Source organism: Aminobacter sp. P9b, from assembly GCF_045345995.1.
GTDB lineage: Bacteria > Pseudomonadota > Alphaproteobacteria > Rhizobiales > Rhizobiaceae > Aminobacter > Aminobacter niigataensis.
The window spans coordinates 4,832,361-4,854,900 of sequence record NZ_CP150082.1; the positions used below are offsets into that span (position 1 = coordinate 4,832,361).

Sequence of the window (22,540 nt, forward strand, 5' to 3'; positions counted from 1 at the left end):
CCCCCACCCGGCCCTGCGGGCCACCCTCCCCACAAGGGGGAGGGTCGAACAAGAAACCAGATCGCTCATCCGCCCACCGCCCTGAGCAGCGCGCGCGAAATGATGTGGCGCTGGATTTCCGACGTGCCTTCCCAGATGCGTTCGACGCGCGCGTCGCGCCAGATGCGCTCCAGCGGCAGGTCGTCCATCAGGCCCATGCCGCCATGGATCTGAATCGCTTCGTCGGCGACGAAGGCCAACATCTCCGTCGCCTTGAGCTTGGCCATCGCCATGTCCTGGTCGGTGACCGTGCCCTGGTCGTATTTCCAGCCGGCCTCCATCACCATCAGCTCAGCCGCCTTGAGCTCGGTCGCCATGTCGGCCAGCTTGAACGACACGCCCTGGAACTTGCCGATCTGCTGGCCGAATTGCTCGCGTTGGGCGGCATATTCGATGGCGTGGCCAAGCGCGCGCTCGGCGCGGCCGAGGCAGGTGGCACCCACCTGAAGGCGCGTCGCACCCAGCCAGCTGTTGGCGACTTCGAAACCCTTGTGCACCTCGCCGAGCACTTGAGCTGCCGGCAGGCGACAATCGTCGAACTCCAGCACCGAATTGGTGTAGCCGCGATGCGAGACGTTGCGGTAGCCGTCACGCACGGTGAAACCGGGCGTGCCCTTGTCGACGAAAAACGCAGTGATCTTCTTGCGCTTGCCGCGCGGACTTTCTTCCTCGCCGGAGGCAATGAAGACGATGGCGAAGTCGGCGATGTCGGCATGGGAGATGAAGTGCTTGGTGCCGTTCAGCACCCAGTCGCTGCCATCCTGGACAGCACTCGCCTTCATGCCGCGCAAGTCGGAACCGGCGCCTGGCTCGGTCATCGCCAAACAGTCCGATTTCTCGCCGCGAATGCAGGGGAAGAGATACTTCTCGCGCTGCTCGGGCGTGCCGGCGAGCAGGATGTTGGACGGGCGCGCCACGCAGGTCCAGTGCAGCGCGTAATTGGCGCGGCCGAGCTCCTTTTCGTAGAGCAGCCAGGTCAGCGTATCGAGCCCGGCGCCACCGACATCAGCCGGCATGTTGGCGGCATAGAGCCCGGCGGCAATCGCCTTTGCCTTGATCTCCTCGACCAGCTCGCGCCGGAGATGGCCGGTGCGCTCGACCTCGCCCTCGTGCGGATAGAGCTCGTTCTCGACGAACGCGCGGGTGGTGTCGACGATGAGCTGCTGTTCCTCGGACAGACCGAAATGCATCGTCTCAGCCCTTCTTCTTGGCAGCTGCCTTCTTCACCGGCTTGCTCGCCTTGGCCTTTTCGGCAGCCTTGGAGACCTTGGGCTTGGCCTGGGCGGCGAGCTGCTTGGTGTAGTCCTTGTAGAGCGCGCCGGCGCCCCAGCCCTTGCCCTTGTTCTGCTTGGACAGCGCATCCATGATCGCGACGAGATTGTCGTCGCGGATCTTTTCCAGCTCGCGGATCGACCATTTGTCGGACTGCTCGTCGGACTGGGTGGCGATCAGGTCGACCAGCTCGTCGTTGAACTCCGGCACGTCCATCAGCTTGGTCCACGGCCATTTCAGGCACGGCCCGAACTGCGCCATGAAGTGGCGCATCCCGGCCTCGCCACCGGCGACCCGATAGACCTGGAACATGCCCATCTGGGCCCAGCGCAGGCCGAAGCCGTAGCGCATGATGTCGTCGAGTTCCTCCACCGAGCAGATACCGTCCTTGATCAGCCACAGCGCCTCGCGCCAGGCCGCTTCCAGCAGGCGGTCGCCGACAAAGGCCTCGATCTCCTTGCGGATGACGACAGGCTTCATGCCGATGGAAGAATAGATCTCCTTGGCGACCTCGATCGCCTCGGGGAAGGTCTGTGCGCCGCCGACGATCTCGACGATGGGCAGGAGATAGACCGGGTTGAACGGATGGCCAACCACCAGTCTTTCAGGATGCTTCTTCATCGCCACCTGCATGTCCGATGGCTTGATGCCGGAGGTCGACGACCCGATGATCGCATTGGCCGGCGCATGCATGTCGATCTCGGCCAGCACCTTGTGCTTGAGGTCGAGCCGCTCCGGCACGCTTTCCTGGATGAAGTCGGCGTCCGCCACCGCTTCCGCAATGGTCTTGGCGTAGGCCAGCTTGCCTTCCTTGGGCAGGCCGCCTGGCAGCATCTGCTTGTAGGCACGGCGCGCGCCCTTCATCACTTCGCCGACCTTGCGCGAAGCCTCCGGGTCGGGATCGAAGATCGACACGTCGATGCCGTTGAGCAGCAGCCGCGCCACCCAGCCGGCGCCGATAACCCCGCCGCCAATGGCGGCTGCTTTCGAGATTGTGCTCATGAAAATGCCCCTCCCGGCAGATTTGTCAGCGATCAGGCCGCCAGCGGCGCGCGCTTGACGAGGTTCAGCTTCTTGCGCACCTCTTCCGGCCCGATAACTCGCGCGCCCAAGGTCTCGATGACGGTGACCGCCTTCTCGACCAGCTGCGCGTTGGTGGCGAGAACGCCCTTGTCGAGCCAGAGATTGTCTTCGAGGCCGACGCGCACATTGCCGCCGGCCAGCACCGCAGCCGCGGCATAGGCCATCTGGTTGCGGCCGAGCGAGAAGGCCGAAAAGGTCCAGCTCTTCGGCACGTTGTTGACCATCGCCATGAAGGTGTTGAGGTCGTCGGGCGCCCCCCACGGCACCCCCATGCACAGTTGCACCAGCGCGTCCGGCGCAAGCACGCCCTCCTCCACCAGTTGCTTGGCGAACCAGAGGTGGCCGGTGTCGAAAGCCTCGATCTCGGGCTTGACGCCCATCGCGGTCATCATGCCGCCCATCGCGCGCAGCATGCCCGGCGTGTTGGTCATGACGTAGTCGGCCTCGGCGAAATTCATCGTGCCGCAGTCAAGCGTGCATATCTCCGGCAGGCACTGGCGCACATGCTCGACGCGGTTGGTGGCGCCGCCCATGTCGGTGCCGGCTTCCTTCAGCGGCAACGGGCTTTCGACGCCGCCGAACACCATGTCGCCGCCCATGCCGGCGGTCAGGTTCAGCACCACGTCGACATTGGCCTCGCGGATGCGCTCGGTCACCTCGCGGTAGAGATGGATGTCGCGACGCGGCTTGCCGGTGTCGGGATCGCGGACGTGGCAGTGGACGATCGCCGCTCCCGCCTTGGCCGCTTCGATCGCCGAGTCGGCGATCTGCTTGGGCGAACGCGGCACCAGATGGCTGCGATCCTGCGTGCCGCCGGACCCCGTCACGGCACAGGTAATGAAAACCTCGCGGTTCATCTCGAGCGGCATCGCATTCCTCCCTTACGAAACTTGACGGATCATCGCGCCGCTTGCGTGAACTTGTTTTGCGTTTTACGAAAACCAAATGGCAAAAAGCGAAAAGCCGACAATCTTTCGCGAGGAGCGCTCGCCGCTCAAGGTGACGATGCTGGTCTTCTCCGGCGCGTCCATCATGTGCGTGGCATCAGCCGTCGACCCGCTGCGCGCCGCCAACCGCATTGCCGGCGAGACGCATTTCGACTTCCGGCTGGTATCCGCCACCGGCGAGCCGGCGATCACCACCTGCGGCCTGCCCGTGGCGGTATCCGGCGCCTTCGACCCCGACGAGGCCTGCGACGTGCTGATGGTCATCGCCGGCTTCGGCACGCAGGGTTACACCACGTCGAAGCTGCTCGGCGGGATCAGGCGCTGCGCCCGCCAGTCCCGTGCGGCCGGCGGCATCGAGGCCGGCACCTGGCTGGTCGCCCGCGCCGGGCTGCTGGAAGGCCGCACTGCGACCACCCACTGGGAGGACATGGAGGATTTCGCCGCAGCCTTCCCCGATGTCGAGGTCCGCCCCGACCGCTACATCATCGACGGGCCGGTGTTCACCTCGGGCGGTGCGGCGCCCACCTTCGACCTGATGCTGCATCTGGTGCGCTCGCGGCTCGGCATGGCCACCGCGCTCGATGTTGCCAGCGTCTTCATCTACGACCAGTCGCGCGCCGCCACCGACGCCCAGCCGCTGGTTTCGCTCGGCCGGCTCGATGGCTACGACCCGCGCCTTGCCCAGGCGATCCGGCTGATGGAGGCGCATGTCGACCAGCCGCTGACGATTGCCGCGATCGCAAAGCGCGCAGGCGTTACGGCACGGACGCTCGAAAGCATCTTCCGCGCCTCGATCGGCGAAACACCAGGCGCCTACTATCTCAGGCTGAGATTGAACGCCGCGCGAAGGCTGGTGGTCGACACCCGCGTCAGCATGGCCGAGGTCGCCGAGCGGACCGGCTTTTCCTCGGCTGCCGCCTTCTCCCGCAGCTTTTCCCGCGCCTTCGGCACGCCGCCGGTGAGGATGCGCAAGGGCTGAGATTGCGCCTTGCGGGAGACCAGCTCAAGGCAGAATACCCCCACCCTCAATCCCTCCCCACAAGGGGGAGGGAAGCTTTGCGTCGCGCCATACGATCCGATCGCGGGAAAATCTCGCTTGGCATGGGTAGTGCCGATCCCCCTCCCCCTTGTGGGGAGGGGTTAGGGGTGGGGTGATGCCTCAGCCTCGCCTGCAAAGAATCCACTCGACCGCTGCCGCTAGGTCATCGACGACGGCATTCGGGTGCGGCGCGTGACGGCTCTCGTCTCCGGCGCGGTACTTGCCGGTTCGCACCAGCAGGGCCGCTCCGATGCCCGCCTTCAGGGCGCCGGCGACATCACTTTCCGCATCATCACCGACCATCACCGCCTGTCCCGGCGGGCAGTCCAATCCGGCGAGTGCGGCATGGAAGAAGTCGCGCGCGGGCTTGCCCAGCACCGTCGCCTGCTTGCCGGCGGCGAATTCGAGTGCTGCGACGAAGGCACCGGCATCGAGGCTGAGGCCGCCGTCGGCGTCCTTGAAAGTGCGGTTGACTGCAAGCGCGAGAAATTCGGCACCGTCGATGAGTTGCCGGAAGGCGGCGTTCATCGCCGCATAGGTGAAGGCCTCGGCGGCATCGCCGACCACCACCGCCTTCCTCTCGCCGAACGTGTGTCCGGCGAATTCGGGCACGAGGTCGGGATGCACGAGCAGGTGCGGCGCGCAGCCCTCGCGTGCAAGCCATTCGACGGCTGCACGGGCAGGCGTCAGCAATTCATCGTCGGCGACTTCGATGCCGAGGGCGGCGAGTTGCCTGACTATGGCTGCACGTGGCGAACGCGTAGTGTTGCTGACGAAGCGGATAGCAAGGTCTTCGCCATGCAGCCGGCGAATGGCTTCGATTGCACCGGGTATCGCCGCGTCGCCGTCATAGACGACGCCCGAAAGGTCCAGAAGCACCGCGCGTATCATCGGCGAAGGATGGCGAAGCATCCTCCATTCGTCAAACCGTCAGCAATCAGGCGGCACGGCTTTCGCTGCCGATGCGCGAGCGCATGTTTTCGGCGAGCACGGCTTCGAGGCGCAGCGCCACTGCCCGGCTCCATTCGTCCGACAGCTGTGTCTCAACGACAGGAGGCAGCGCCATCAGCCGGTCGACGATGGAATTGGTGCGCGAGCGGTCGAGCAATGCCTCGATCTCCGGCTCGTTCGTATTTGCGATGAAGGTCTTTTGTTCCCGTCTCATGACGCCGTAACTCACTGATTCGACGGGCGCCTTGAGGGCGAGAAAGAGGCAATTCAGCGGCAAGGGGGAAAGCGGCTCCCCCTCGCTGGATGGTTGTCCGGTTCAGACGTAGCGGTTGACGACGTTCTCCAGATATTCCTGCCGGCCCGACTTCGGCTGCGGTTCGATGCCGTCCTTGACGACGCGCGCGGCGATCTGCTCGAGGCTGCGCTCGCCCGAAAGCATCGCCTTGGCTTCAGTCGAGTTCCAGCCGGCATAGCGTGCATCGAGCGGGGCGGACAGCGCCTTGTCCTCGATCATCTTCGCAGCAGCCTTGAGGCCGCGGGCGCAGGCGTCCATGCCGCCGACATGGGCAACCAGCAGGTCTTCGGGGTCGAGCGACTGGCGGCGCAGCTTGGCGTCGAAATTGGTGCCGCCCGTCTTGAAACCGCCGCCCAGCAGCACCTGGTAGTAGGCCAGCGCCATCTCGGGCACGTTGTTGGGGAACTGGTCGGTATCCCAGCCCGACTGGTAGTCGTTGCGGTTCATGTCGATGGAGCCAAAGATGCCGAGCGCATTGGCGGTCGCCAGCTCATGCTCGAAGGAATGGCCGGCCAGGATTGCGTGGCCCTGCTCGATGTTGACCTTTACCTCCTTCTCCAGCCCGTACTTCCTGAGGAAGCCGTAGACGGTGGCGACATCGTAGTCGTACTGGTGCTTGGTCGGCTCCTGCGGCTTCGGCTCGATCAGGATGGTGCCGGTGAAACCTATCTTGTGCTTGTAGTCGACGACGAGGTTGAGGAAGCGGCCGAGCTGGTCGAGCTCGCGGCCCATGTCGGTGTTGAGCAGCGTCTCATAGCCTTCGCGGCCGCCCCACAGCACGTAGTTCTCACCCTTGAGCCGCTTGGTGACGTCGATGCAGTGCTTCACCGTAGCGGCTGCATAGGCAAAGACATCCGGGTCGGGGTTGGTGGCGGCACCCGACATGAAGCGGCGGTTGGAAAACAGGTTTGCCGTGCCCCAGAGCAGCTTGACGCCGGTCTTGGCCATCTTGCCTTCGAAATGGTCGGCGATCTCGTCGAGACGCTTGGCACTCTCGGCGAAGGTCGCACCCTCGGGCCGCACGTCGGCATCGTGGAAGCAATAGTAGGGAACGCCAAGCAGCGAAAACAGCTCGAAGGCGACGTCGGCCTTCAGCATGGCATGCTCCATGGTCTCGCCGAACCAGGGCCGCTCGAAGGTCTGGCCACCGAACGGATCGCCGCCTGGCCAGGCGAATGTGTGCCAGTAGGCGACCGCGAAGCGCAGGTGGTCTTCCAGCCGCTTGCCCAGCACCACCTCGTCGGCATTGTAGTGCCGGTAGGCCAGCGGGTTGGTGCTGTCGGGGCCTTCGTAGCGGACGGGCTTGATGTCGCCGAAATAGCCGGTGCTCATGGGAGAACTCCTTTCAGTGAGTACGCATGACCGCCCCGGACCGGGCGGCCGCAAAGATTCCGAATTCGATTACCTCAGGCGTAATTGGTTCCAGTCGGCACTGCTGCGACAAGGGTCGCGTTATCAAAGACAAACCCGACGGAGAGCAGAAATGACCGACTACAACGCCATCGCCGAAGCCTACATCGCCGCCTGGAACGAGACCGACGCCGACGCCCGCAAGGCGAAGATCGAGGCCGCCTTCACTTCCGGCGTGACCTATCGCGACCCCATCATGCAGGGCGACGGCCACGGCGGCATCGACGCGCTGGTAGCGGGCGTGCACGGCCAGTTCCCCGGCTTCCACTTCAAGCTCAAGGGCAAGGCCGACGGCTTCGGTGACCATATCCGCTTCTCCTGGGGCCTTGGTCCCGATGGTGCGGAGGCCGTGATCGAAGGCTCCGACTTCGCCACCCTCGAAGGCGGCCGCCTGAGCGGCATCACCGGCTTCCTCGACAAGGTGCCGGGCTGATCTGGCTCGGGCGCTCACATCGTCCCCCGGATCGCCGGATAGAGCTTGCGATAGCGCTGGTAGGCCTCGTCATAGGCGCCTGCCAGTGCTGCCACGGGCTCGATGGTTTCGGCTGTCGCAGGCAGCGTGCAGACCTGGTGCGGGTCAGCACCTTCGGCGGCGATGAGGCCGAGGCGTGCCGCACCAAAAGCAGCGCCGAAATCGCCGTCAGCGGGAATGTCGACCGGCAGGCCGAGTGCTGTCGCAATCGACTTCAGCCAGTAGCGCGAGCGCGAGCCGCCGCCGATGGCGGTCACGCGCGTCAGCGAGGTCCCGGCATTGGCCAGAGCTTCAAGGCTGTCGCGGAAGGCAAATGCCACGCCCTCGAGCACCGCCTGGGTCAGACCGGCGCGGTCGATCTCATGGGCAAGGCCCGTGAAGGAGCCGCGGATCGCCGCGTCGTTGTGCGGGGTCCGTTCACCCGAGAGATAAGGCAGGAAGGTCACGCCCGAAGGCGCACGCAGATCGTCGCCGAGTTCGCGGGTCAGTTCGGCGGCATCCTTGCCCGTGATGTTGCTCAGCCAGTTGAGCGAATCCGTCGCCGACAAGATGACGCCCATCTGGTGCCAGGCGTTGGGCAGCGCGTGGCAAAACGTATGCACGGCACTTTCCGGATTGGGCAGATAGGCGCCGTTGGCCGCAAACAGCACGCCCGACGTGCCGAGCGACACGAAGGCCGCGCCCGGCCTGACCGTGCCCATGCCGCAGGCCGAAGCGGCATTGTCGCCCGCGCCGCCAGCGATCACCACGCCCTGCCCCATGCCCCATTTCGAAGCCAGTTCGCCACGCAGCGTCCCGGCCCGCTCGGTGCCCTCGACCAGCGACGGCATGTGCTCGGTGCCGAGGCCGGTGGTGGCCAAAAGCTCCGGCGACCAGCGCCGGGCTGCAACGTCGAGCCACGAGGTTCCGGCCGAGTCGGACATTTCGGAAATGTACTCCCCCGACAGCCAGAGGCGGAGATAGTCCTTGGGCAACAGCACCTTCGCCACCCGGGCGAAGACGTCAGGCTCGTTGGCCTTCACCCAGGCGAGCTTGGGTGCGGTGAAGCCGGGGAAAACGATGTTGCCGGTAATCTTGCTAAAACGCGGGTCGGCGTCGAGCCTAGCTGCCTCGGCAAAGCTGCGCGTGTCGTTCCACAGGATGCAGGGGCGCAGCACCTTGCCCGAGGCGTCGAGCAGCGTCGCACCATGCATCTGCCCGGACAGGCCGATGCCGCGCACGGCAGCGATTTCCCCTGGATGTGCCGCCTTGAGCTCGGCGATCGCCTCTTCGGTGGCGCGAATCCAGTCGGCCGGATCCTGCTCGGACCAGCCGTGGTGCGGCCGCGACACGTCGAGCGAGCCGTGGCCGGAGCCGATGATCTTCTGGTCGGCGTCCATCAGCAGCGCCTTCACGCCTGACGTACCGAGATCGAGCCCGAGATACATGCCATTCCTCCCGAATGAGAGCCGCGGACGCCTTTGGCGCCCATCCTCTCACGTCATTGGCCGGCCCTCATCGCCAACAAGCAAGAACGGCCAGGCCATCGTCCCGTTCCTCCGACGGACGCTGCTTATTAGCAAACATTCCAGGGTCAGGTCGACATTTATTTCGGAACTCGCAAAAAATAGTCCAAAGCCTCGTCAATTGCATCGGGATTGCGGCCAGCCACGACAACGGTCCACGAACCGATTGCCAATTCCAAAACCGTCGAGCCACTGATTGGGCAAATCCGGGATTCCAGCGGACAGCGGCAGGCAAGACTCGTCACGCTGACGTGAATAAAAATCGCTAATTGCCGATGTGATTTCCTGCTCATCTAATTGAAATGAAATATATTCATTATTCGCTCTTGACGAAATTACACCTAATTTCTCCACCTCTCCTCCGCCTGCACGAAAATGTCTCCGATGAATAATACGGAGCAAGCCGTGCATGACATTCAATTCTGGAGAGGTCTGGCAGAAATTAGCCTACAGCAATTCTTATCTGCGCTTCGAAGTGCGCATGCTGCTTTTGGCACTGAAAGCCGGCTTTCGACCGGATCAGCCTCGTGTCCCAGCAGGCACGCCAGATGGAGGACAATGGACAGACGAAGGTGCCAGAGGTCATGTCCATCTGGCCTCATCTCGACCCCGCGCAACAGGTCGCGTCCGGATAAATGGGCGTTGGCAGACTGCGACCCCTGATCAGGAAGCTCGGCTCGCAGTCAGCCAGGGACGCTTGCTGGAGGCGCTGCAGAAAGTTCGCAAGATTGACCCTGGATGGAAGCCCAACCCGCAAGCCTATGAAACTATCGAAGGTTACATCCGCGCCAATCAATGGAGCACGGCCGAGGCCTATTTCCGTATATTTCAGCTACAGGCGACGCGAGTAGGCCCAGGTCCCTACGCAAGAGAGTGGATACCTGCACCACCTACCAACCGCCGACTAACTCAGGCCGAACAACGCGAAATCAATCGAATCGGGCGCAAATTCGGTTGCCATTGGTGCGGTAGACAAGATCCAGGAACGCCGAGCGGCAACCACGTCGGAGATCATCAAATGCCGAGAAGCTGGGGGACCCCGACGCGAGTTTACCCGCATTGCATCTGGTGCAGCGCATCGCAAGGTGGTCTCATCAAACATCTCAAGTCCAGGAGACGTTGAATGGTTGTGAAAACACTCGTCATAGCCCCCGAATACGTCAGCTTTTACGTTGCCGGCAGGCGCGAGGTCACACCGCCGATTGACCTAGACTATGGGCGTATTGCGGCAACACGTGAATGCATCACCGTTCCATCTCTCTATTCGAACGACGGGGATACCACGGTAGTTGTCGGGCCACTCTCGGAATTGAACCAGACGTTAGCGCCGGACTACGACGGTTTACTCGACACCCCTCACCGGCTGCTGATGCTGTCGGATGCCCTCATTGACATCGCAGACATCCCGGTTAGCAGCACAAGGACGCACATCCGCATCTGGGTCAACCATCCAATACAGCCTGACCACGTCGTTATCGGCTGGGCGGACAGCTAGACGAGGCGCGCGTGACTTTCAGCCGTGCGCGAGAAGTGCCGCACGCTGGACGAACAGGCCCGACAGCGGGCTTGCCGGGCGCGCATGGTTGCGCGCTACGGCCAACCTGACCGCCAGCGCATCGTCGCCATCGCGCAGGGCCGCCTCGATCAGCGTCAGTTCGATCACGTCGCGCTGGGCATGGCTGCCGCCGAAGCGGTGGGCGATGGCCCTGACCGGCCCAAGCAGCCGCACCGTCTCGCCATAGCGCCCTTCCCCGAAGGCCTTGATCGCCAGCGTGACGGGGTGGCCGACGTCGCGCGTGAAAGCGGCGTTGTCGTCGTCGCGGGCGATCGCCTCGCGCTGGGCGTCGAGCATCGCCTTGGCCGGCGCTTCGAGACCGGCGCCGACGAAGGCCATCATCGCATGTGCGTCGTTGAAGGCGTAGTTGCCGGCCGCAGCCTTGGGCGCCCAGTTGGCCGCAAGGCTCGCCCAGCGGTCGCCGACATCGACGCCGCCGAGATGAAGCCGCCACAATATCGCCGAGGCATCGACCATGTTGAGCGCCAGCTTCGACTGCGCGCCGTAGATCGGCCCGTCATAAAGCGTCAGCACCTCGTCAGTCTCGCCGAGGTCGTAGTGAAACAGCGCCAGGTGCCACCAGTTGTGGACCTGGAGAAAGCTCTCCTTCGTCCAGGCGTCCGAGTTGCCGCGCATCCAGGCGATGCCGTCGCGCTGGCGGCTCTGCATCTCCATCACATGTGCCACCGCATGCTGGGCCCAGCCATCGCGCGGTTCCATCTCGACAGCTTGCCGGCCCAGGGTCTCGGCATGCGCATATTCGCCCATCTCCTCGAAGCCGAAGGCCTGCATGCCGAGGATGGCGTGATAGCCCGGCATGCCCGTGCTCCACGCCGGCATAGCCTTGGCGATGCGATCGCGCAGCATCGGCGCATTGCCGGTGAAGAAGTCGATCTGGTGTCCGGCCTGCAGCGCCAGCGCATCGGCGGGATGCTCCGCAGTCAGATCGGCAAGGATATGCCCGGCCTCGTGCCAATGGCCCGCTGCGAGACAGCCGAGGGCCGCGACATGCGCCTTCTCACGGACTGTTGCAGCGAGCACGGCGGCGGCAACATGGCAGTCGAGCGCGACCGCCATCGCCTCGCGCTCGGTGGCGAGGCCGTAGAGCCAGCCCTTCAGCACATGCGCCATGACGAAGTCGGGCGCTGCAGCGATCGCCTTGTCGGCCGAGCCGACCGGATCGCCGACGAAGCGCTGGAGTTCGCTCACCCCACGCTCGTAATGCGCGGCGGAAGCCTCGTCCGCGCCTGAAAGCGCAAGCCCGAGCCGGTCCTTCACCACGGCCGAAGTCCTCAGTGCCCCGAACGGGTTGCCGCCGCGGCAAGACCGGCGCCGACAAGCAAAGTGCCGCCGGTGCGGTTGAAGATGCGGATGGCGCGCGGGCTGGCAACGACGCTGCGGGCGCGCGCGGCGACCAGCGCGTAGCCGAAGGCATTGGCGAAGGCCAGCGTCAGGAAGGTCACCTCGAAGATCAGCATCTGGGTCCAGAAATCGCCGCTGCGGTCGATGAACTGCGGCAGGAAGGCGACGAAGAAGGTGATGCTCTTGGGGTTCAGCGCCGTCACGATCCAGGCATGCGCCATCATCTTGGCGGCCGACGCCGCATCGGTGCGCGGCTTGGCGTCGAGCGACCCCCCGGCCCTAAACAGCTTGATGCCGAGATAGATGAGATAGGCCGCACCGATCCACTTCACGATGGTGAAGACGGTTGCCGAGGCGGCAAGCAGCGCGCCGATGCCGAGCATCGACAGCGTCATCGCGGTGAAATCGCCGAGTGCCACGCCCACCGCCATCGGCAGTGCGGTGCGCCAGCCCTGGCCCAGCGCATAGGATACCACAAGCAGGATGGTCGGCCCCGGAATGACGAGCAGCACCGCAGACGCGGCGGCAAAGGCGGCCCAGTTTTCGAACGACATGAAAAGCTCCCTGATCAACAACGGGATCAAGCTCCGCCGCTGCGCGGTTGTAAAGCCCCTGAGGCAACACACGCGGCGTTCATGCTTTCTCAACCATGAATGATGAAAATGCCACCTATCCAGCCGGGGTTCGCCCCGGTGCCTGGCCGCCCCCGCGTTTAGAGTGGAATTGTGCCGTGTCGAAATCGCCTGCTTCGCCGGTCTCCGGCCCAACCGATCATGCCCCGAAACTGGCCTCGCGCCGCAACGTGCTTTTTGGCCTCGGCGCCGCCGGGCTGCTGGCCGGCTGCAGTCGAAGCATGGAGATGGACCTCGCCTCGATCCAGATCGACGACTACACTACCGGTTCGATCCGGCCCAGCATCAGCGTCGACAAGCAGGTAACCCGCCCCGAGCTGATGTACGCCTCCTTCACCGACGAAGGCTACCAGCTGCCGGAGATCCCCTTCGCCAAGGTCGATCCCAAATTCCGCCGCCAGATCGTCGTCGACCCGACCGGCGAAGCACCCGGCACCATCGTCGTGCGGCTGCAGGAACGTCATCTCTATCTCGTCCAGCCGGGTGGCGATGCCATCCGCTATGGCGTCGGCATCGGCCGCGACGGCTTCCTCTGGAACGGGCGCGCCAACATCCAGTACGGCAAGAAATGGCCGCGCTGGACCCCTCCGGCGGAAATGATCGCCCGCAAGCCGGAACTCGAGAAATGGCGCGGCGGCCAGCCCGGCGGCCTCGACAACCCGCTCGGCGCACGCGCGCTCTACATCTTCAAGGACGGCCAGGACACCGGCTACCGCGTCCATGGCTCGCCCGAATGGTGGACCATCGGCCAGGCGATGTCGTCGGGCTGCGTCCGCATGATCAACCAGGACGTCATCGACCTCTTCAGCCGCGTCAACGGCAAGACGCCGATCGTCGTCAGCTAGGCTGCGGATAGCTTTAGAACCGACTGAATCTCCCATTGCGTCCGGTCGCCAGAAGGGCGAATGTGCCGGAAATCAGCACTGGGAGGACAGCGTCCATGCCTTCGACATTCGTCATCGCGCAAGGCGGTGGACCAACGGCCGTCATCAACCAGACGATGGCCGGCGCCGTGCTCGAAATCCGCCGGCGCCATCCCAAGGCGCGCGTCCTGGGCTCGCGCCACGGCGTCCGCGGCATCCGCGACGGCGACTATGTCGACCTGACCGATATTCCCGAAGAGCAACTGCTGCGCATTGCTGCGACGCCCGGCGCCGCCCTTGGCAGCACCCGCGACAAGCCTGATGCCGCCTATTGCGATGTCATCCTCGAAGGCCTCAAGAAAGCCGACGCCCGCGCCTTCATCTATATCGGCGGCAACGACACCGCCGGCACCCAGCAGATCCTGACCGACGCGGCGCAGGGCAGCATCGCCTTCGTCCATGCACCCAAGACCATCGACAACGACCTCGAAGAAAACGACCACACGCCGGGCTTCATCTCGGCGGCCGAGTTCGTCGCCGGCGCCTTCCTCAGCGTCGATCTCGATTTTCGCGCTCTGCCCGGCATCTATGTCGGTATCGTCATGGGTCGCCATGCCGGCTTCCTGACGGCGGCAGCCGCAGCGTGGCGCGACGAGGACACCGACGGCCCGCACCTGATCTACGTGCCCGAACGTGCCTTCTCGGTGCCGCGCTTCATCGACGAGGTGAAGGCGACGCTGGCCCGCCATCGCCGCTGCGTCGTTGCGGTCTCCGAGGGCGTCAGCACCGCCGACGGCAAGGCGCTGGTGGAAAGCATCGTGCCCGCCGACAAGCTCGAACGCGACGCCCATGGCAACATCAAGCTTTCGGGCAGCGACCTGAGCCGTGCCTTCGAGAACGCCCTCGCCGAAGGCCTGCCGGGCAAGCGCGCGCGCGTCGACGCGCTCGGCTACATGCCGCGCGGCTACATCGGCGCGGTCAATGCCGTCGACGCGCAGGAAGCCTTCAACGCCGGCGTCTTCGCCATCGATGCGGCAGACAAGGGCGGCGGCTCGGTGGCGCTGAAATACGAAGGCGGCAAGACCGTGCTGAAGCTGGTGCCGCTGGCCAACGTCGCCGGCAAGACCCGGCACATGCCGGACGACTTCATGCTGCCCGACGCCAACCACCTTTCCGAAAAGGGGCTGGCGTATCTGCGCCGGCTGGTCCCTGGCAGGTTCAAGATCGGCAGGCCATTCGTTTGAACCGACGCTTGGGCTGGTTCTCGAAAATCATCGTCGACGCAACCACGACGATGCTGACCGAACCGTTCGTCACCGACTATTGCCGCGCCAATATGTGGCTGGTGCGCGGCCGTGACATCGACATGCTGGTCGACACCGGCATGGGCATCTGCCCACTCGCCCCAGAGATCCACACGGTGCCGGGCAAGCCCCTGCTCGTGGTCGCCACCCATGTCCATCTCGACCATGTCGGCTCGCTGCATGAATTCGCCTGGCGCGCCGGCCCCCGCATCGAGGCAACGTTCTTCGAGACCATGCCGGACGAGGCGACCTACGCCCACATGTTCCGCAATTTTCCAGGCGACGTATCGGAACTGCCCTGGCCCGGTTGGCGGTCCGCCGACTACGCCATCAGGCCCGCCCCGCTGCACCGCCTGCTCGACGAGGGCGCCGTGATCGACCTCGGCGACCGCAGCTTCACCGTGCTGCACCTGCCCGGCCACTCGCCAGGATCTATCGGCCTGTTCGACGAACATGACGGCACCCTGTTCTCGGGCGATGCCATCCATGGCGGGCTGCTGGTCGACGACATGCCGGATTCCGACCGCGCCGCCTACTGCGACACCATGCGCCGCCTGATCGGTCTGCCGGTGCGCATCGCCCACGGCGGCCACGCCGACAGCATCGACGGCGACAGGATGCGCGAGATTGCCGAGGATTATCTAAGACGGAACGGCGGCTAATAGCGTCGCTCAGCGCTCGAAGCCCCCTCACCGTCTCGGGCTTCGCCCGAGCCACCTCTCCCCACTCCGTGGGGGCGAGGAACCAAGTCCTGCGAGTTCGCACTCTAGCGGCGGCAAGGCGGAGCCTGCGCGATTGGCGTTTCCTCGCCCCCACGAAGTGGGGGAGAAGTGGCGCGGCGAAGCCGTGACGGTGAGGGGGTGCCTCTTGAGACTAAACGCCGAAGATCAGCCCAGCCCTTCCTCGAACCCGCTGATCGCCTTGACCTCGAGGAAATCCTCGAGCCCCCACTTGCCGCCTTCGCGGCCGAGGCCCGACTGCTTGTAGCCGCCGAAGGGGCTGCCATAGGGGCGCTCGGTGCCGTTGATCTGCACCATGCCGGCGCGGAGCTTGCGCGCCACGCGCTGGGCACGCGCCTTGTCGCCCGTCTGGACATAGGCCGACAGGCCATAGGGCGTGTCGTTGGCAATGGCGATCGCTTCTTCTTCCGTTTCGAACGGGATCATCGCCACCACCGGCCCGAAGATCTCCTCGCGGGCGATGCGCATGTCGTTGTTGGCGTCGGCAAAGACCGTCGGTCGCACGAAGTAACCGCGGTTGAACCCTTCTGGCCGGCCGAGCCCGCCGGCAACGACACGCGCGCCCTCCTTGATGCCGGCGTCGATCATGCCCTGCACCTTGTCGAACTGGACGTCGGACGACAGCGGCCCGATATGGTCGCCGTCCTCGGCCGGATTGCCGATCTTCACGGTGGCCGCATATTTCGCCGCGATGTCGACGGCCTTGTCATAGACCGGGCGCTGCACCAGCATGCGCGACGGTGCGTTGCAGGACTGGCCGGTGTTTTCGAAGCAATGCGCCAGCCCACGCGTCACCGCGTCGGTGAGGTCGGCATCGTCGAAGACGATGTTGGGCGACTTACCGCCGAGTTCCAGCGTCACGCGCTTGACCGTCTCGGACGCCGCCTTGGTCACCGCAACGCCGGCGCGCGTCGAGCCGGTGAACGACATCATGTCGATGCCGGGATGGCGCGACATCGCCTCGCCGACGGTCGGGCCGTCGCCATTGACCATGTTGAACACGCCGGCCGGGAAGCCCGCTTCCTCCATCATCTCGGCAAAGACGATCGACGACATCGGCGCGATCTCCGACGGCTTCAACACCACCGTGCAGCCCGCTGCCAGCGCCGGCACCACCTTCAGCGCTACCTGGTTCATCGGCCAGTTCCATGGCGTAATCAGCCCGCACACGCCGATCGGCTCGCGCACGATGCGCTCCTGCGGATTGGCCGCGTTGAGCGGCTCTTCGAATTCGAAGCGCTTCAGCACCTCGATGAAGCTCTTGATGTGCCCCGCGCCACTGGAGGCCTGCGACTCGAGCGCCAGCTTGATCGGCGCGCCCATCTCCCAGGAAATCGCCTGGGCCATGTCGCGCACGCGCCTGTTATAGGCGGTGAGCAACTTTTCGAGCAGCGCGAGACGCTGTTCGCGGCTGGTCGCACTCCATGCCGGGAAAGCGCGCTGTGCTGCTTCCACCGCCTTGTCGACATCGGCGGGCGACCCCAGCGAAATCACCGCAAAGGCCTGCTCGTCGGCCGGGTTGATGACCTCGAGCTCCTTCGCAACCGCGGGCGCGACCCATTTTCCGTCGATGAAGAAATTCGTCTTGCGCAGCATGGCAGGCTCCTTGGTACATGACCCGAAAAACGGGACTTTGCAGTTGGCAGACTTCTAGAACGGCGCGCGGCACGTTCATGTCCTGATTCCGACCGCATTTGTAGGCTGGCTGTCCCCGTGCGGGAAGGCTTGGGTCACTGCTTGACCGCTCGTGCCACAATGTCAGTAGGTTTTGGTAATGTGGCCGGACATGGGTGGATCGCACGCCACGTTGTTTTATAAGGCTCGTCCATCGAGGCCACCATCATGTCCATCACAGGTTCGCGTCGCCAGGCGGCGATCGCCTTCATCTTCGTCACCGCCGTGCTCGACATCGTGGCGATGGGCATCATCATCCCGGTGCTGCCCTCGCTTATCGAGGAGTTCGCCGGCTCCAACGCCGACGCCGGCTGGATCAATGGCGTCTTCATCGCGCTCTGGGCCTTCATGCAGTTCGTCTGCTCGCCGATCATCGGCTCGCTGTCGGATCGTTACGGCCGCCGCCCCGTCATCCTGCTGTCGACCGTCGGCCTCGCCGCCGACTACGTGCTGATGGCGCTGGCGCCGAACCTGTGGTGGCTGGCCCTCGGCCGCATCGTCGCCGGCGTCACCTCGTCGAGCTTCACCACCGTCTTCGCCTACATGGCCGACATCACCCCGCCCGAGGGCCGCGCCCGCGCCTATGGCCTGATCGGTGCTGCCTTCAGCGCAGGTTTCGTTGCCGGGCCGCTGATGGGCGGTTTCCTCGGCGAGATCTCGCCGCGCGCGCCGTTCTGGGTGGCGGCGGCGATGAGCGGGCTTGCCTTCCTCTATGGCGCCTTCGTCCTGCCTGAATCGCTGCCGCGCGAAAAGCGCATGGCCTTCTCCTGGCGCCGCGCCAATCCGTTCGGCGCGATGATGCTGCTGCGTTCGCACCCGGAACTGACCGGTCTCGCCGCGGTGACCTTCCTGCTGCATTTCGCCCATCATGTCTTCTCGGCAGTGTTCGTGCTCTATGCCGCCTACCGCTACGGCTGGCATGCCTGGGAAGTGGGCCTACTGCTGGCGATGGTCGGCGTGCTCGACATGATCGTGCAGGGGCTGATCGTCGGCCCGGTCGTCAAGCGCTTCGGCGACCGCACGACGATGGTGTTCGGCTTGTTTGCCGGCGCCTTCGGCATCGCCTGCATGGGCTGGGCGCCGACCGGCTTCTGGTTCACGCTGGCGATCATCCCCAACGCCTTGTGGGGCCTCGCCATGCCGACGACGCAGTCGCTGATGACCCAGCGTGTTTCCGAGTTCGAGCAGGGCCAGTTGCAGGGCGCCAACATGAGCGTGGCCAGCATCGCCGGCGTCGCATCGCCGCTGTTCTTCGGCGCGGTCTATGCCTGGACGCTGAGCGAAGGTACGCCGATGCCCTACCCCGGCCTCGCCTTCTACCTCGCCGCGGTCGTGCTGCTGTCGGCGGCATTGCTCGGCTGGGCGGTCGCCCGCAAGGCCGACCGCGCCGACGCGGCGGAAGAGGCGGTCTGAGAATGTCAGCCCAGCCTCAGCGCGTGGGAGAAACCTTCACCGAGACGATCTCGAACGGCACCGCGCCATAGGTGGCAACGGTCTGCTCGTGCTCCCACTCGCGGAACTGACGCGACGGACGCGCCGCGAGCGTCAACGCACCAAGGGCTAGGTCGGGCTGGATGACACCGCGAAACCGCAATGTCAGCCGGCCTCCCGACTTGCCGAGCTTGCGATAGCGCAGTCGCGCGAAATGCCGTTCGCCGCCATTGAGCTCCATCTCGATGCGCCGGCGCACCGGCGGCAGGTCCATGCGCACGACGATGTCGATCTCCGCCCGCGCCCCACCAGCAATCGGCGGCGGCATAGGCACCGGCTGCGACAGCGCCGGGACGCCTGCCCCGGCATCGGCCGTCTCGGTTACGCGACGGCCGTGCCACTGGACGTCAGGCAATTCACGCTCGCGAACCGCCCGCTTCTTGCGCATCCGCAACTGCTTGGCCACCCCGCGCGAAAGCCACGTCAGCCCCTTGAAATCGGTTCGCGGCTTGGCCTGGAGCAGCGAGCTTATCCTGGATGCGCCGGCGCGGTCGGCCATCGCGACAATCCGTTCCAGCGCGCCGGCAGGCACGGGCGCGGACATTTCCGCGGCGAGATAGGTCAGCGCCACCGCTGCCGGCACCGCCAGGCAGCGCCGGGCGACGATTTCGCAGAACACCTCCCAGTCAAACCCGCAGGTGCCAATCGCCGTCGCGCTGTCGACCAGCCAGTCGCTGTGGACATGGGCATCGAGGCCGCCATGGCCGATCGCCAACGCGACCCGGTCGGCAGCCGAAGGCACCAGCACGCCAAGGCCGGAAAAGGTCGCCGGCAAGGCGCGCTGCCAGATCGCCTCATCGTCAGCCGCATCGGCCTGCGACCAGTCATAGGCGACCTGGTGCAGGTCGATGTCGCCATAGCTGCCCTTGAAGAAGTTCATCGAGCGCACGGCGCCGAGCCGCGGCTTGAGATATTGCGGACTGACCCCAGTCGACACATGCCAGTCGCCATGCCGCAGCACATCGAAGGCAACTGCCATGTGCTGCGGCCGCACCAATATGTCGATGTCGTGGGCGACGCGGCCACGCTGCGCCGCCGGATCGACCGCGATGCGGCTGGCGCCCTTGAGCAGCATGATCGGCGCACCACCGTCGATGATTCCCTTCAGCGCAGGCTCGGCCTCGCGCATGGCGAGCCGCGACTTGGTCCACAGCATCTTCTGCAGCCCGGCGAGACGTGGATAGGCAGGATGCGTGGCCAGCGCCTTGCCGAAACGGTCGGCGATGGCTGCAAGCAGCCGATGCTCGCGAAACTCGACCGCGTCGATGTCGTTGGCGTCGAGCCAGTGCAGCGCTTGGGCCTGCGCTGCCTGCTGGTCCGGCAGCAGCACGGCCTTGAGCAACTGGTCGAGCCCGTTGGTCGGCCATGCCCAGCCATAACAGGGGAAGCGCCGGCTGATGCGGCGGGATGCCGATGCCATCAGCCCTGCCCGGAGTTCTTGAGCTTGCGCCGCAGCATGGCCATCCTCGCCACTTCGAGATAGCCGCGGTCGCGCTCGGGATCGCGGCCATAGGACATGCTGCCCGGCAGTATCCGCCGCAGCGAAAGCACCTCGTCGATCATGCCGAACTGGTGCCCGTCCTCGCGGGCACGGCCCAGCCAGTCGATCATCTCGCCACGGTTGCCCGGCGGGTCGATCACCGGCCCGACGGCGAGCGCCACATCGCGGCGAACCAGCATCGTCGTGCGCGACCAGCCGGGAACGACCTGGCCAGTGCCGGTATCGGCTTCGCCATGCCTGAACGTCCGCCAGAGCGTGAAGACGGCGGCCAGTTGCGGCATCTCTTCCAGCCTGCGGAACTGCCGCTCGATCTTTTCGGGCAGCCACAGGTCGTCGGCATCCACCGTGGCGATGTGGGGATGCGAGGCCAGTGCAAAACCTCTTGTCGTTGCGCTGCCCGGACCGGCATTGTCCTGCCTGACATAGCGGATGCCGACGCCCGATTGCAGGGCGGCAGCCTCGGTCTCGTCCGTCGAGCCGTCGTCGACGACGATGATCTCGGCCGGAGCGAGGCTCTGCGCCGCAACCGAGCGCAGCGTCTCGGCGATGGTGCGGGCCGCATTGTAGGCGGGAATGACGACGCTGTACTTGGCCACCTAGCGCCCCCTGCCCAATCCACGCTCGTCGACCTTGATCAGATCCTGAAAGCTGCCGAGCGACGGGTCGCGGCGGCGACGCACGATGGACTTGTGGCAAGCGCGCAGGAACTCGCGCCGCACCTCCGCTCGGTTGGCCATCAGGCTGTCCGGATGCTGGCGATAGTAAAGCGCGATCGTGTCTGGAAAGACATGGCGAGCGTGCTGCTCGAACACGCGAAACAGGAAATCGGTATCCTCCGACTGAGCCAGTTCTTCGTCAAAAGGCCCGATCCGATCGACCAGGCCCCTCGCGTAGATTCCTGCCGAAAGATGTATCCCGCGAAAGACACGTTCGTCACAACCTTCGGCGGGCTCCAGGGCCTCTTCGTCGACCAGGTCGACCATGCGCATGTAGGAATAGGTCAGTTCGAGAACCGGGTCGGCCTTGAAATATGTGAGGTCGGCAGCGAAACGGCCGGCTGGCGAAATGTCGTCGGAATCGAGGAAGGAAACGAACTCGGTGTCATCAGAGAGCTGCCGCAAGCCCGCGTTTCGCGCCTTGGTCACACCGGCGTTCGGTTGTGAAAACAGGCGGATCGGCGCCCCGTCCCCGATGAAGGCGCGGATGACGTCCGCAGTACCGTCCGTAGAGCCATCGTCGATGACGATGATGTCGAGGTCCGCCGCATCGCGCTGGCGCAACACCGAGCGAAGCGCCGAGCCGACATATCTCTCGCGATTGTAGACAGGCACGACGATGCCCAGCTTCATGGCTTTCCCCTGTCCAGAAACGCAGCGATCGTCTCCGCGATTTCCTCGCCGCGCCTGCCCAACGCCAAGTGGAAGCACGGCAGGCGTCGTGTCAGCTCGCCGAAAAACCGGAAACCGCTCTCCCGTTCGCCGGGCATCTGTGCGATCCCCGACGGCGCCAGCGCCATCAGCGCATCCCTGCGCGAGATCGGCGTGATTGCGCTTTTTGCCTCGCCCGAAATCCGCGGCACCGTCAGGGCGACGATGTCGAGCTTTTCGGCCACGCCGCCCGGGGACAGGTCCTGGACCCTGAACTGGTATTTGCCTTGCCAATTGAGCGGACCCGGGTCGGGCAGCCGACTGGCAAGTCCCAGCCGGTCGAAACCCGTGGGGTCCTGCTTCAGCGTGGTGAACAGCGGACGCGCCACCGAACGATCGCCGTCGAACTCGACCAGCACATAGTCGTCGCCGACGCTTTCGAGCCCGGCGAGCAAACCGGCCGCAACCGTACCGGACTTGCCCGCCCCGCCTGCCCCGGCCAGAAGCACGCCCCTGCCGCCAGCGCCGAGCGTTCCGGCATGGGTCAGCCGCATGCCCCGCGCCGCATATTCCCAGTGGAGAAAACACCGCAACGGCGCACCGAACTCCCATGGCGGGCAGCCATCGGCGGAAAGCATGAGCTGGACACCCCGTCGCTTCTCGACGTGGTAGAATTGCCAGTAGCGCAGGTCGTGGAAATAGTGTCCGCGCAACCCATCGGCCTCGAGCCTCTCAGAGAACGCTTGCGGGTTGAACAACGCCTCGCCCCACTGGGCCGGTGTCGGCACCGAGCCTATTCCGGGATGCGCGAGGAAGATGCGTGCCGGCTGCCGATGTCCGGCATCTTTCGCCGTTGCCATGCCATGGCCGAGCGCCGCCGCCAGTTCGCCGTGATCGGAGAACACGTCGATCGACAACCCCGGCAGCTCGACCCGGCTTTGCACGGGAAAGCTCCCGGCGCCGGCCTCGCATGCGGCCAGAACCTCGCGCGCATAGTCGGCAAGGCCATCAAGGGTTACCCGTTGCATCTGTGCCCAA

22 protein-coding genes are annotated in these 22,540 nt (G+C 65.1%); 7 read left to right on the forward strand and 15 right to left on the reverse strand.

Going from position 1 to position 22,540, the window contains the following annotated elements; all coding sequences use genetic code 11:
- Positions 1–65: 65 nt before the first annotated feature.
- Genes WHT83_RS23745 through WHT83_RS23755 form a run of 3 tightly spaced genes read right to left on the reverse strand, consistent with a single transcriptional unit; the run spans position 66 to position 3,263 of the window.
- Positions 66–1,229, reverse strand: a complete 1,164-nt coding sequence (locus WHT83_RS23745) for an acyl-CoA dehydrogenase family protein (RefSeq protein ID WP_318763752.1) — start codon at positions 1,227–1,229, stop codon at positions 66–68.
- Between the two features lie 4 nt (positions 1,230–1,233).
- Complete coding sequence (locus WHT83_RS23750) at positions 1,234–2,313, reverse strand: carnitine 3-dehydrogenase (RefSeq protein ID WP_406872557.1); 1,080 nt, start codon at positions 2,311–2,313, stop codon at positions 1,234–1,236.
- 32 nt (positions 2,314–2,345) lie between these two features.
- Positions 2,346–3,263: a 3-keto-5-aminohexanoate cleavage protein gene (locus WHT83_RS23755; protein ID WP_406872558.1), complete on the reverse strand. Its 918-nt coding sequence runs from the start codon at positions 3,261–3,263 to the stop codon at positions 2,346–2,348.
- A gap of 76 nt (positions 3,264–3,339) precedes the next feature.
- Between WHT83_RS23755 and WHT83_RS23760 the strand changes: the two genes are divergently transcribed.
- Entirely contained in the window at positions 3,340–4,320 is a 981-nt protein-coding gene (locus WHT83_RS23760; RefSeq protein ID WP_406872559.1) for a GlxA family transcriptional regulator, read from the forward strand.
- Positions 4,321–4,500: 180 nt separating this feature from the next.
- On the opposite strand, the gene WHT83_RS23765 is transcribed toward WHT83_RS23760, so the two are convergent.
- The 3 genes from WHT83_RS23765 to xylA all read right to left on the reverse strand — a co-directional run bounded on the left by WHT83_RS23765 (position 4,501) and on the right by xylA (position 6,958).
- On the reverse strand, positions 4,501–5,292 hold the full coding sequence (locus tag WHT83_RS23765; protein ID WP_406872560.1) for a TIGR01458 family HAD-type hydrolase: 792 nt from the start codon (positions 5,290–5,292) through the stop codon (positions 4,501–4,503).
- A 25-nt stretch (positions 5,293–5,317) separates the two neighbouring features.
- Positions 5,318–5,545 carry a hypothetical protein gene (locus tag WHT83_RS23770; protein WP_318763748.1) on the reverse strand — a complete coding sequence of 76 codons (228 nt, stop codon included), beginning with the start codon at positions 5,543–5,545 and terminating at the stop codon, positions 5,318–5,320.
- Positions 5,546–5,647: 102 nt separating this feature from the next.
- Positions 5,648–6,958 (reverse strand): xylose isomerase, encoded by a 1,311-nt coding sequence (xylA, locus tag WHT83_RS23775; protein WP_406872561.1) that lies wholly within the window; start codon positions 6,956–6,958, stop codon positions 5,648–5,650.
- Between the two features lie 151 nt (positions 6,959–7,109).
- On the opposite strand from xylA, the gene WHT83_RS23780 reads away from it, so the two are divergent.
- Positions 7,110–7,469 carry a nuclear transport factor 2 family protein gene (locus WHT83_RS23780; RefSeq protein WP_406872562.1) on the forward strand — a complete coding sequence of 120 codons (360 nt, stop codon included), beginning with the start codon at positions 7,110–7,112 and terminating at the stop codon, positions 7,467–7,469.
- Positions 7,470–7,483: 14 nt separating this feature from the next.
- On the opposite strand, the gene xylB is transcribed toward WHT83_RS23780, so the two are convergent.
- Positions 7,484–8,935: a xylulokinase gene (gene xylB, locus WHT83_RS23785; protein WP_406872563.1), complete on the reverse strand. Its 1,452-nt coding sequence runs from the start codon at positions 8,933–8,935 to the stop codon at positions 7,484–7,486.
- A gap of 195 nt (positions 8,936–9,130) precedes the next feature.
- The gene (locus tag WHT83_RS23790; RefSeq protein WP_406872564.1) at positions 9,131–9,424 is read right to left on the reverse strand and encodes a hypothetical protein; all 294 of its coding nucleotides are present in this window, start codon (positions 9,422–9,424) and stop codon (positions 9,131–9,133) included.
- 712 nt (positions 9,425–10,136) lie between these two features.
- Here WHT83_RS23790 and WHT83_RS23795 point away from each other — a divergent pair.
- Positions 10,137–10,508 carry a hypothetical protein gene (locus WHT83_RS23795; protein ID WP_406872565.1) on the forward strand — a complete coding sequence of 124 codons (372 nt, stop codon included), beginning with the start codon at positions 10,137–10,139 and terminating at the stop codon, positions 10,506–10,508.
- A gap of 18 nt (positions 10,509–10,526) precedes the next feature.
- Here the strand turns inward: WHT83_RS23795 and WHT83_RS23800 are convergent, their stop codons facing one another.
- Both WHT83_RS23800 and WHT83_RS23805 read right to left on the reverse strand, forming a co-directional pair.
- Positions 10,527–11,846 carry a tetratricopeptide repeat protein gene (locus WHT83_RS23800; RefSeq protein ID WP_406874049.1) on the reverse strand — a complete coding sequence of 440 codons (1,320 nt, stop codon included), beginning with the start codon at positions 11,844–11,846 and terminating at the stop codon, positions 10,527–10,529.
- 14 nt (positions 11,847–11,860) lie between these two features.
- Positions 11,861–12,484 (reverse strand): LysE family translocator, encoded by a 624-nt coding sequence (locus WHT83_RS23805; protein WP_406872566.1) that lies wholly within the window; start codon positions 12,482–12,484, stop codon positions 11,861–11,863.
- 176 nt (positions 12,485–12,660) lie between these two features.
- Between WHT83_RS23805 and WHT83_RS23810 the strand changes: the two genes are divergently transcribed.
- From WHT83_RS23810 to WHT83_RS23820, 3 genes are all read left to right on the forward strand, one after another.
- A complete protein-coding gene (locus WHT83_RS23810) occupies positions 12,661–13,407 on the forward strand; it encodes a L,D-transpeptidase (protein ID WP_245439711.1) in 747 nt (248 codons plus the stop codon).
- Between the two features lie 95 nt (positions 13,408–13,502).
- On the forward strand, positions 13,503–14,669 hold the full coding sequence (locus tag WHT83_RS23815) for a diphosphate--fructose-6-phosphate 1-phosphotransferase (RefSeq protein ID WP_406872567.1): 1,167 nt from the start codon (positions 13,503–13,505) through the stop codon (positions 14,667–14,669).
- Between the two features lie 50 nt (positions 14,670–14,719).
- Positions 14,720–15,391 carry an MBL fold metallo-hydrolase gene (locus WHT83_RS23820; RefSeq protein ID WP_406874050.1) on the forward strand — a complete coding sequence of 224 codons (672 nt, stop codon included), beginning with the start codon at positions 14,720–14,722 and terminating at the stop codon, positions 15,389–15,391.
- A gap of 225 nt (positions 15,392–15,616) precedes the next feature.
- Here WHT83_RS23820 and WHT83_RS23825 read toward each other — a convergent pair whose 3' ends face one another.
- Positions 15,617–17,065, reverse strand: coding sequence for an aldehyde dehydrogenase family protein (locus WHT83_RS23825; protein WP_108606965.1), 1,449 nt, complete (start codon positions 17,063–17,065; stop codon positions 15,617–15,619).
- Positions 17,066–17,311: 246 nt separating this feature from the next.
- Here WHT83_RS23825 and WHT83_RS23830 point away from each other — a divergent pair, with 246 nt between their 5' ends.
- Entirely contained in the window at positions 17,312–18,556 is a 1,245-nt protein-coding gene (locus tag WHT83_RS23830; RefSeq protein WP_406872568.1) for a TCR/Tet family MFS transporter, read from the forward strand.
- A gap of 16 nt (positions 18,557–18,572) precedes the next feature.
- Here the strand turns inward: WHT83_RS23830 and WHT83_RS23835 are convergent, their stop codons facing one another.
- From WHT83_RS23835 to WHT83_RS23850, 4 genes are read right to left on the reverse strand one after another with little or no spacing between them, the layout of a single operon-like run.
- Positions 18,573–20,054: a nucleotidyltransferase family protein gene (locus WHT83_RS23835; RefSeq protein ID WP_406872569.1), complete on the reverse strand. Its 1,482-nt coding sequence runs from the start codon at positions 20,052–20,054 to the stop codon at positions 18,573–18,575.
- Positions 20,054–20,731 carry a glycosyltransferase family 2 protein gene (locus WHT83_RS23840; RefSeq protein WP_406872570.1) on the reverse strand — a complete coding sequence of 226 codons (678 nt, stop codon included), beginning with the start codon at positions 20,729–20,731 and terminating at the stop codon, positions 20,054–20,056. The genes WHT83_RS23835 and WHT83_RS23840 overlap by 1 nt, the downstream gene beginning before the upstream one ends.
- Positions 20,732–21,484: a glycosyltransferase family 2 protein gene (locus WHT83_RS23845; RefSeq protein WP_406872571.1), complete on the reverse strand. Its 753-nt coding sequence runs from the start codon at positions 21,482–21,484 to the stop codon at positions 20,732–20,734.
- Positions 21,481–22,530, reverse strand: coding sequence for a serine kinase (locus WHT83_RS23850; protein WP_406872572.1), 1,050 nt, complete (start codon positions 22,528–22,530; stop codon positions 21,481–21,483). The genes WHT83_RS23845 and WHT83_RS23850 overlap by 4 nt, the downstream gene beginning before the upstream one ends.
- Positions 22,531–22,540: the final 10 nt, after the last annotated feature.

Excerpts from the sequence above, each read along its gene's own strand:
- WHT83_RS23745 (WP_318763752.1), bottom strand. The coding sequence starts at position 1,229 with ATGCATTTCGGTCTGTCCGAGGAACAGCAGCTCATCGTCGACACCACC.
- WHT83_RS23750 (WP_406872557.1), bottom strand. The coding sequence starts at position 2,313 with ATGAGCACAATCTCGAAAGCAGCCGCCATTGGCGGCGGGGTTATCGGC.
- WHT83_RS23755 (WP_406872558.1), bottom strand. The coding sequence starts at position 3,263 with ATGCCGCTCGAGATGAACCGCGAGGTTTTCATTACCTGTGCCGTGACG.
- WHT83_RS23760 (WP_406872559.1), top strand. The coding sequence starts at position 3,340 with ATGGCAAAAAGCGAAAAGCCGACAATCTTTCGCGAGGAGCGCTCGCCG.
- WHT83_RS23765 (WP_406872560.1), bottom strand. The coding sequence starts at position 5,292 with ATGCTTCGCCATCCTTCGCCGATGATACGCGCGGTGCTTCTGGACCTT.
- WHT83_RS23770 (WP_318763748.1), bottom strand. The coding sequence starts at position 5,545 with ATGAGACGGGAACAAAAGACCTTCATCGCAAATACGAACGAGCCGGAG.
- xylA (WP_406872561.1), bottom strand. The coding sequence starts at position 6,958 with ATGAGCACCGGCTATTTCGGCGACATCAAGCCCGTCCGCTACGAAGGC.
- WHT83_RS23780 (WP_406872562.1), top strand. The coding sequence starts at position 7,110 with ATGACCGACTACAACGCCATCGCCGAAGCCTACATCGCCGCCTGGAAC.
- xylB (WP_406872563.1), bottom strand. The coding sequence starts at position 8,935 with ATGTATCTCGGGCTCGATCTCGGTACGTCAGGCGTGAAGGCGCTGCTG.
- WHT83_RS23790 (WP_406872564.1), bottom strand. The coding sequence starts at position 9,424 with ATGCACGGCTTGCTCCGTATTATTCATCGGAGACATTTTCGTGCAGGC.
- WHT83_RS23795 (WP_406872565.1), top strand. The coding sequence starts at position 10,137 with ATGGTTGTGAAAACACTCGTCATAGCCCCCGAATACGTCAGCTTTTAC.
- WHT83_RS23805 (WP_406872566.1), bottom strand. The coding sequence starts at position 12,484 with ATGTCGTTCGAAAACTGGGCCGCCTTTGCCGCCGCGTCTGCGGTGCTG.
- WHT83_RS23815 (WP_406872567.1), top strand. The coding sequence starts at position 13,503 with ATGCCTTCGACATTCGTCATCGCGCAAGGCGGTGGACCAACGGCCGTC.
- WHT83_RS23820 (WP_406874050.1), top strand. The coding sequence starts at position 14,720 with ATGCTGACCGAACCGTTCGTCACCGACTATTGCCGCGCCAATATGTGG.
- WHT83_RS23825 (WP_108606965.1), bottom strand. The coding sequence starts at position 17,065 with ATGCTGCGCAAGACGAATTTCTTCATCGACGGAAAATGGGTCGCGCCC.
- WHT83_RS23830 (WP_406872568.1), top strand. The coding sequence starts at position 17,312 with ATGTCCATCACAGGTTCGCGTCGCCAGGCGGCGATCGCCTTCATCTTC.
- WHT83_RS23835 (WP_406872569.1), bottom strand. The coding sequence starts at position 20,054 with ATGGCATCGGCATCCCGCCGCATCAGCCGGCGCTTCCCCTGTTATGGC.
- WHT83_RS23845 (WP_406872571.1), bottom strand. The coding sequence starts at position 21,484 with ATGAAGCTGGGCATCGTCGTGCCTGTCTACAATCGCGAGAGATATGTC.
- WHT83_RS23850 (WP_406872572.1), bottom strand. The coding sequence starts at position 22,530 with ATGCAACGGGTAACCCTTGATGGCCTTGCCGACTATGCGCGCGAGGTT.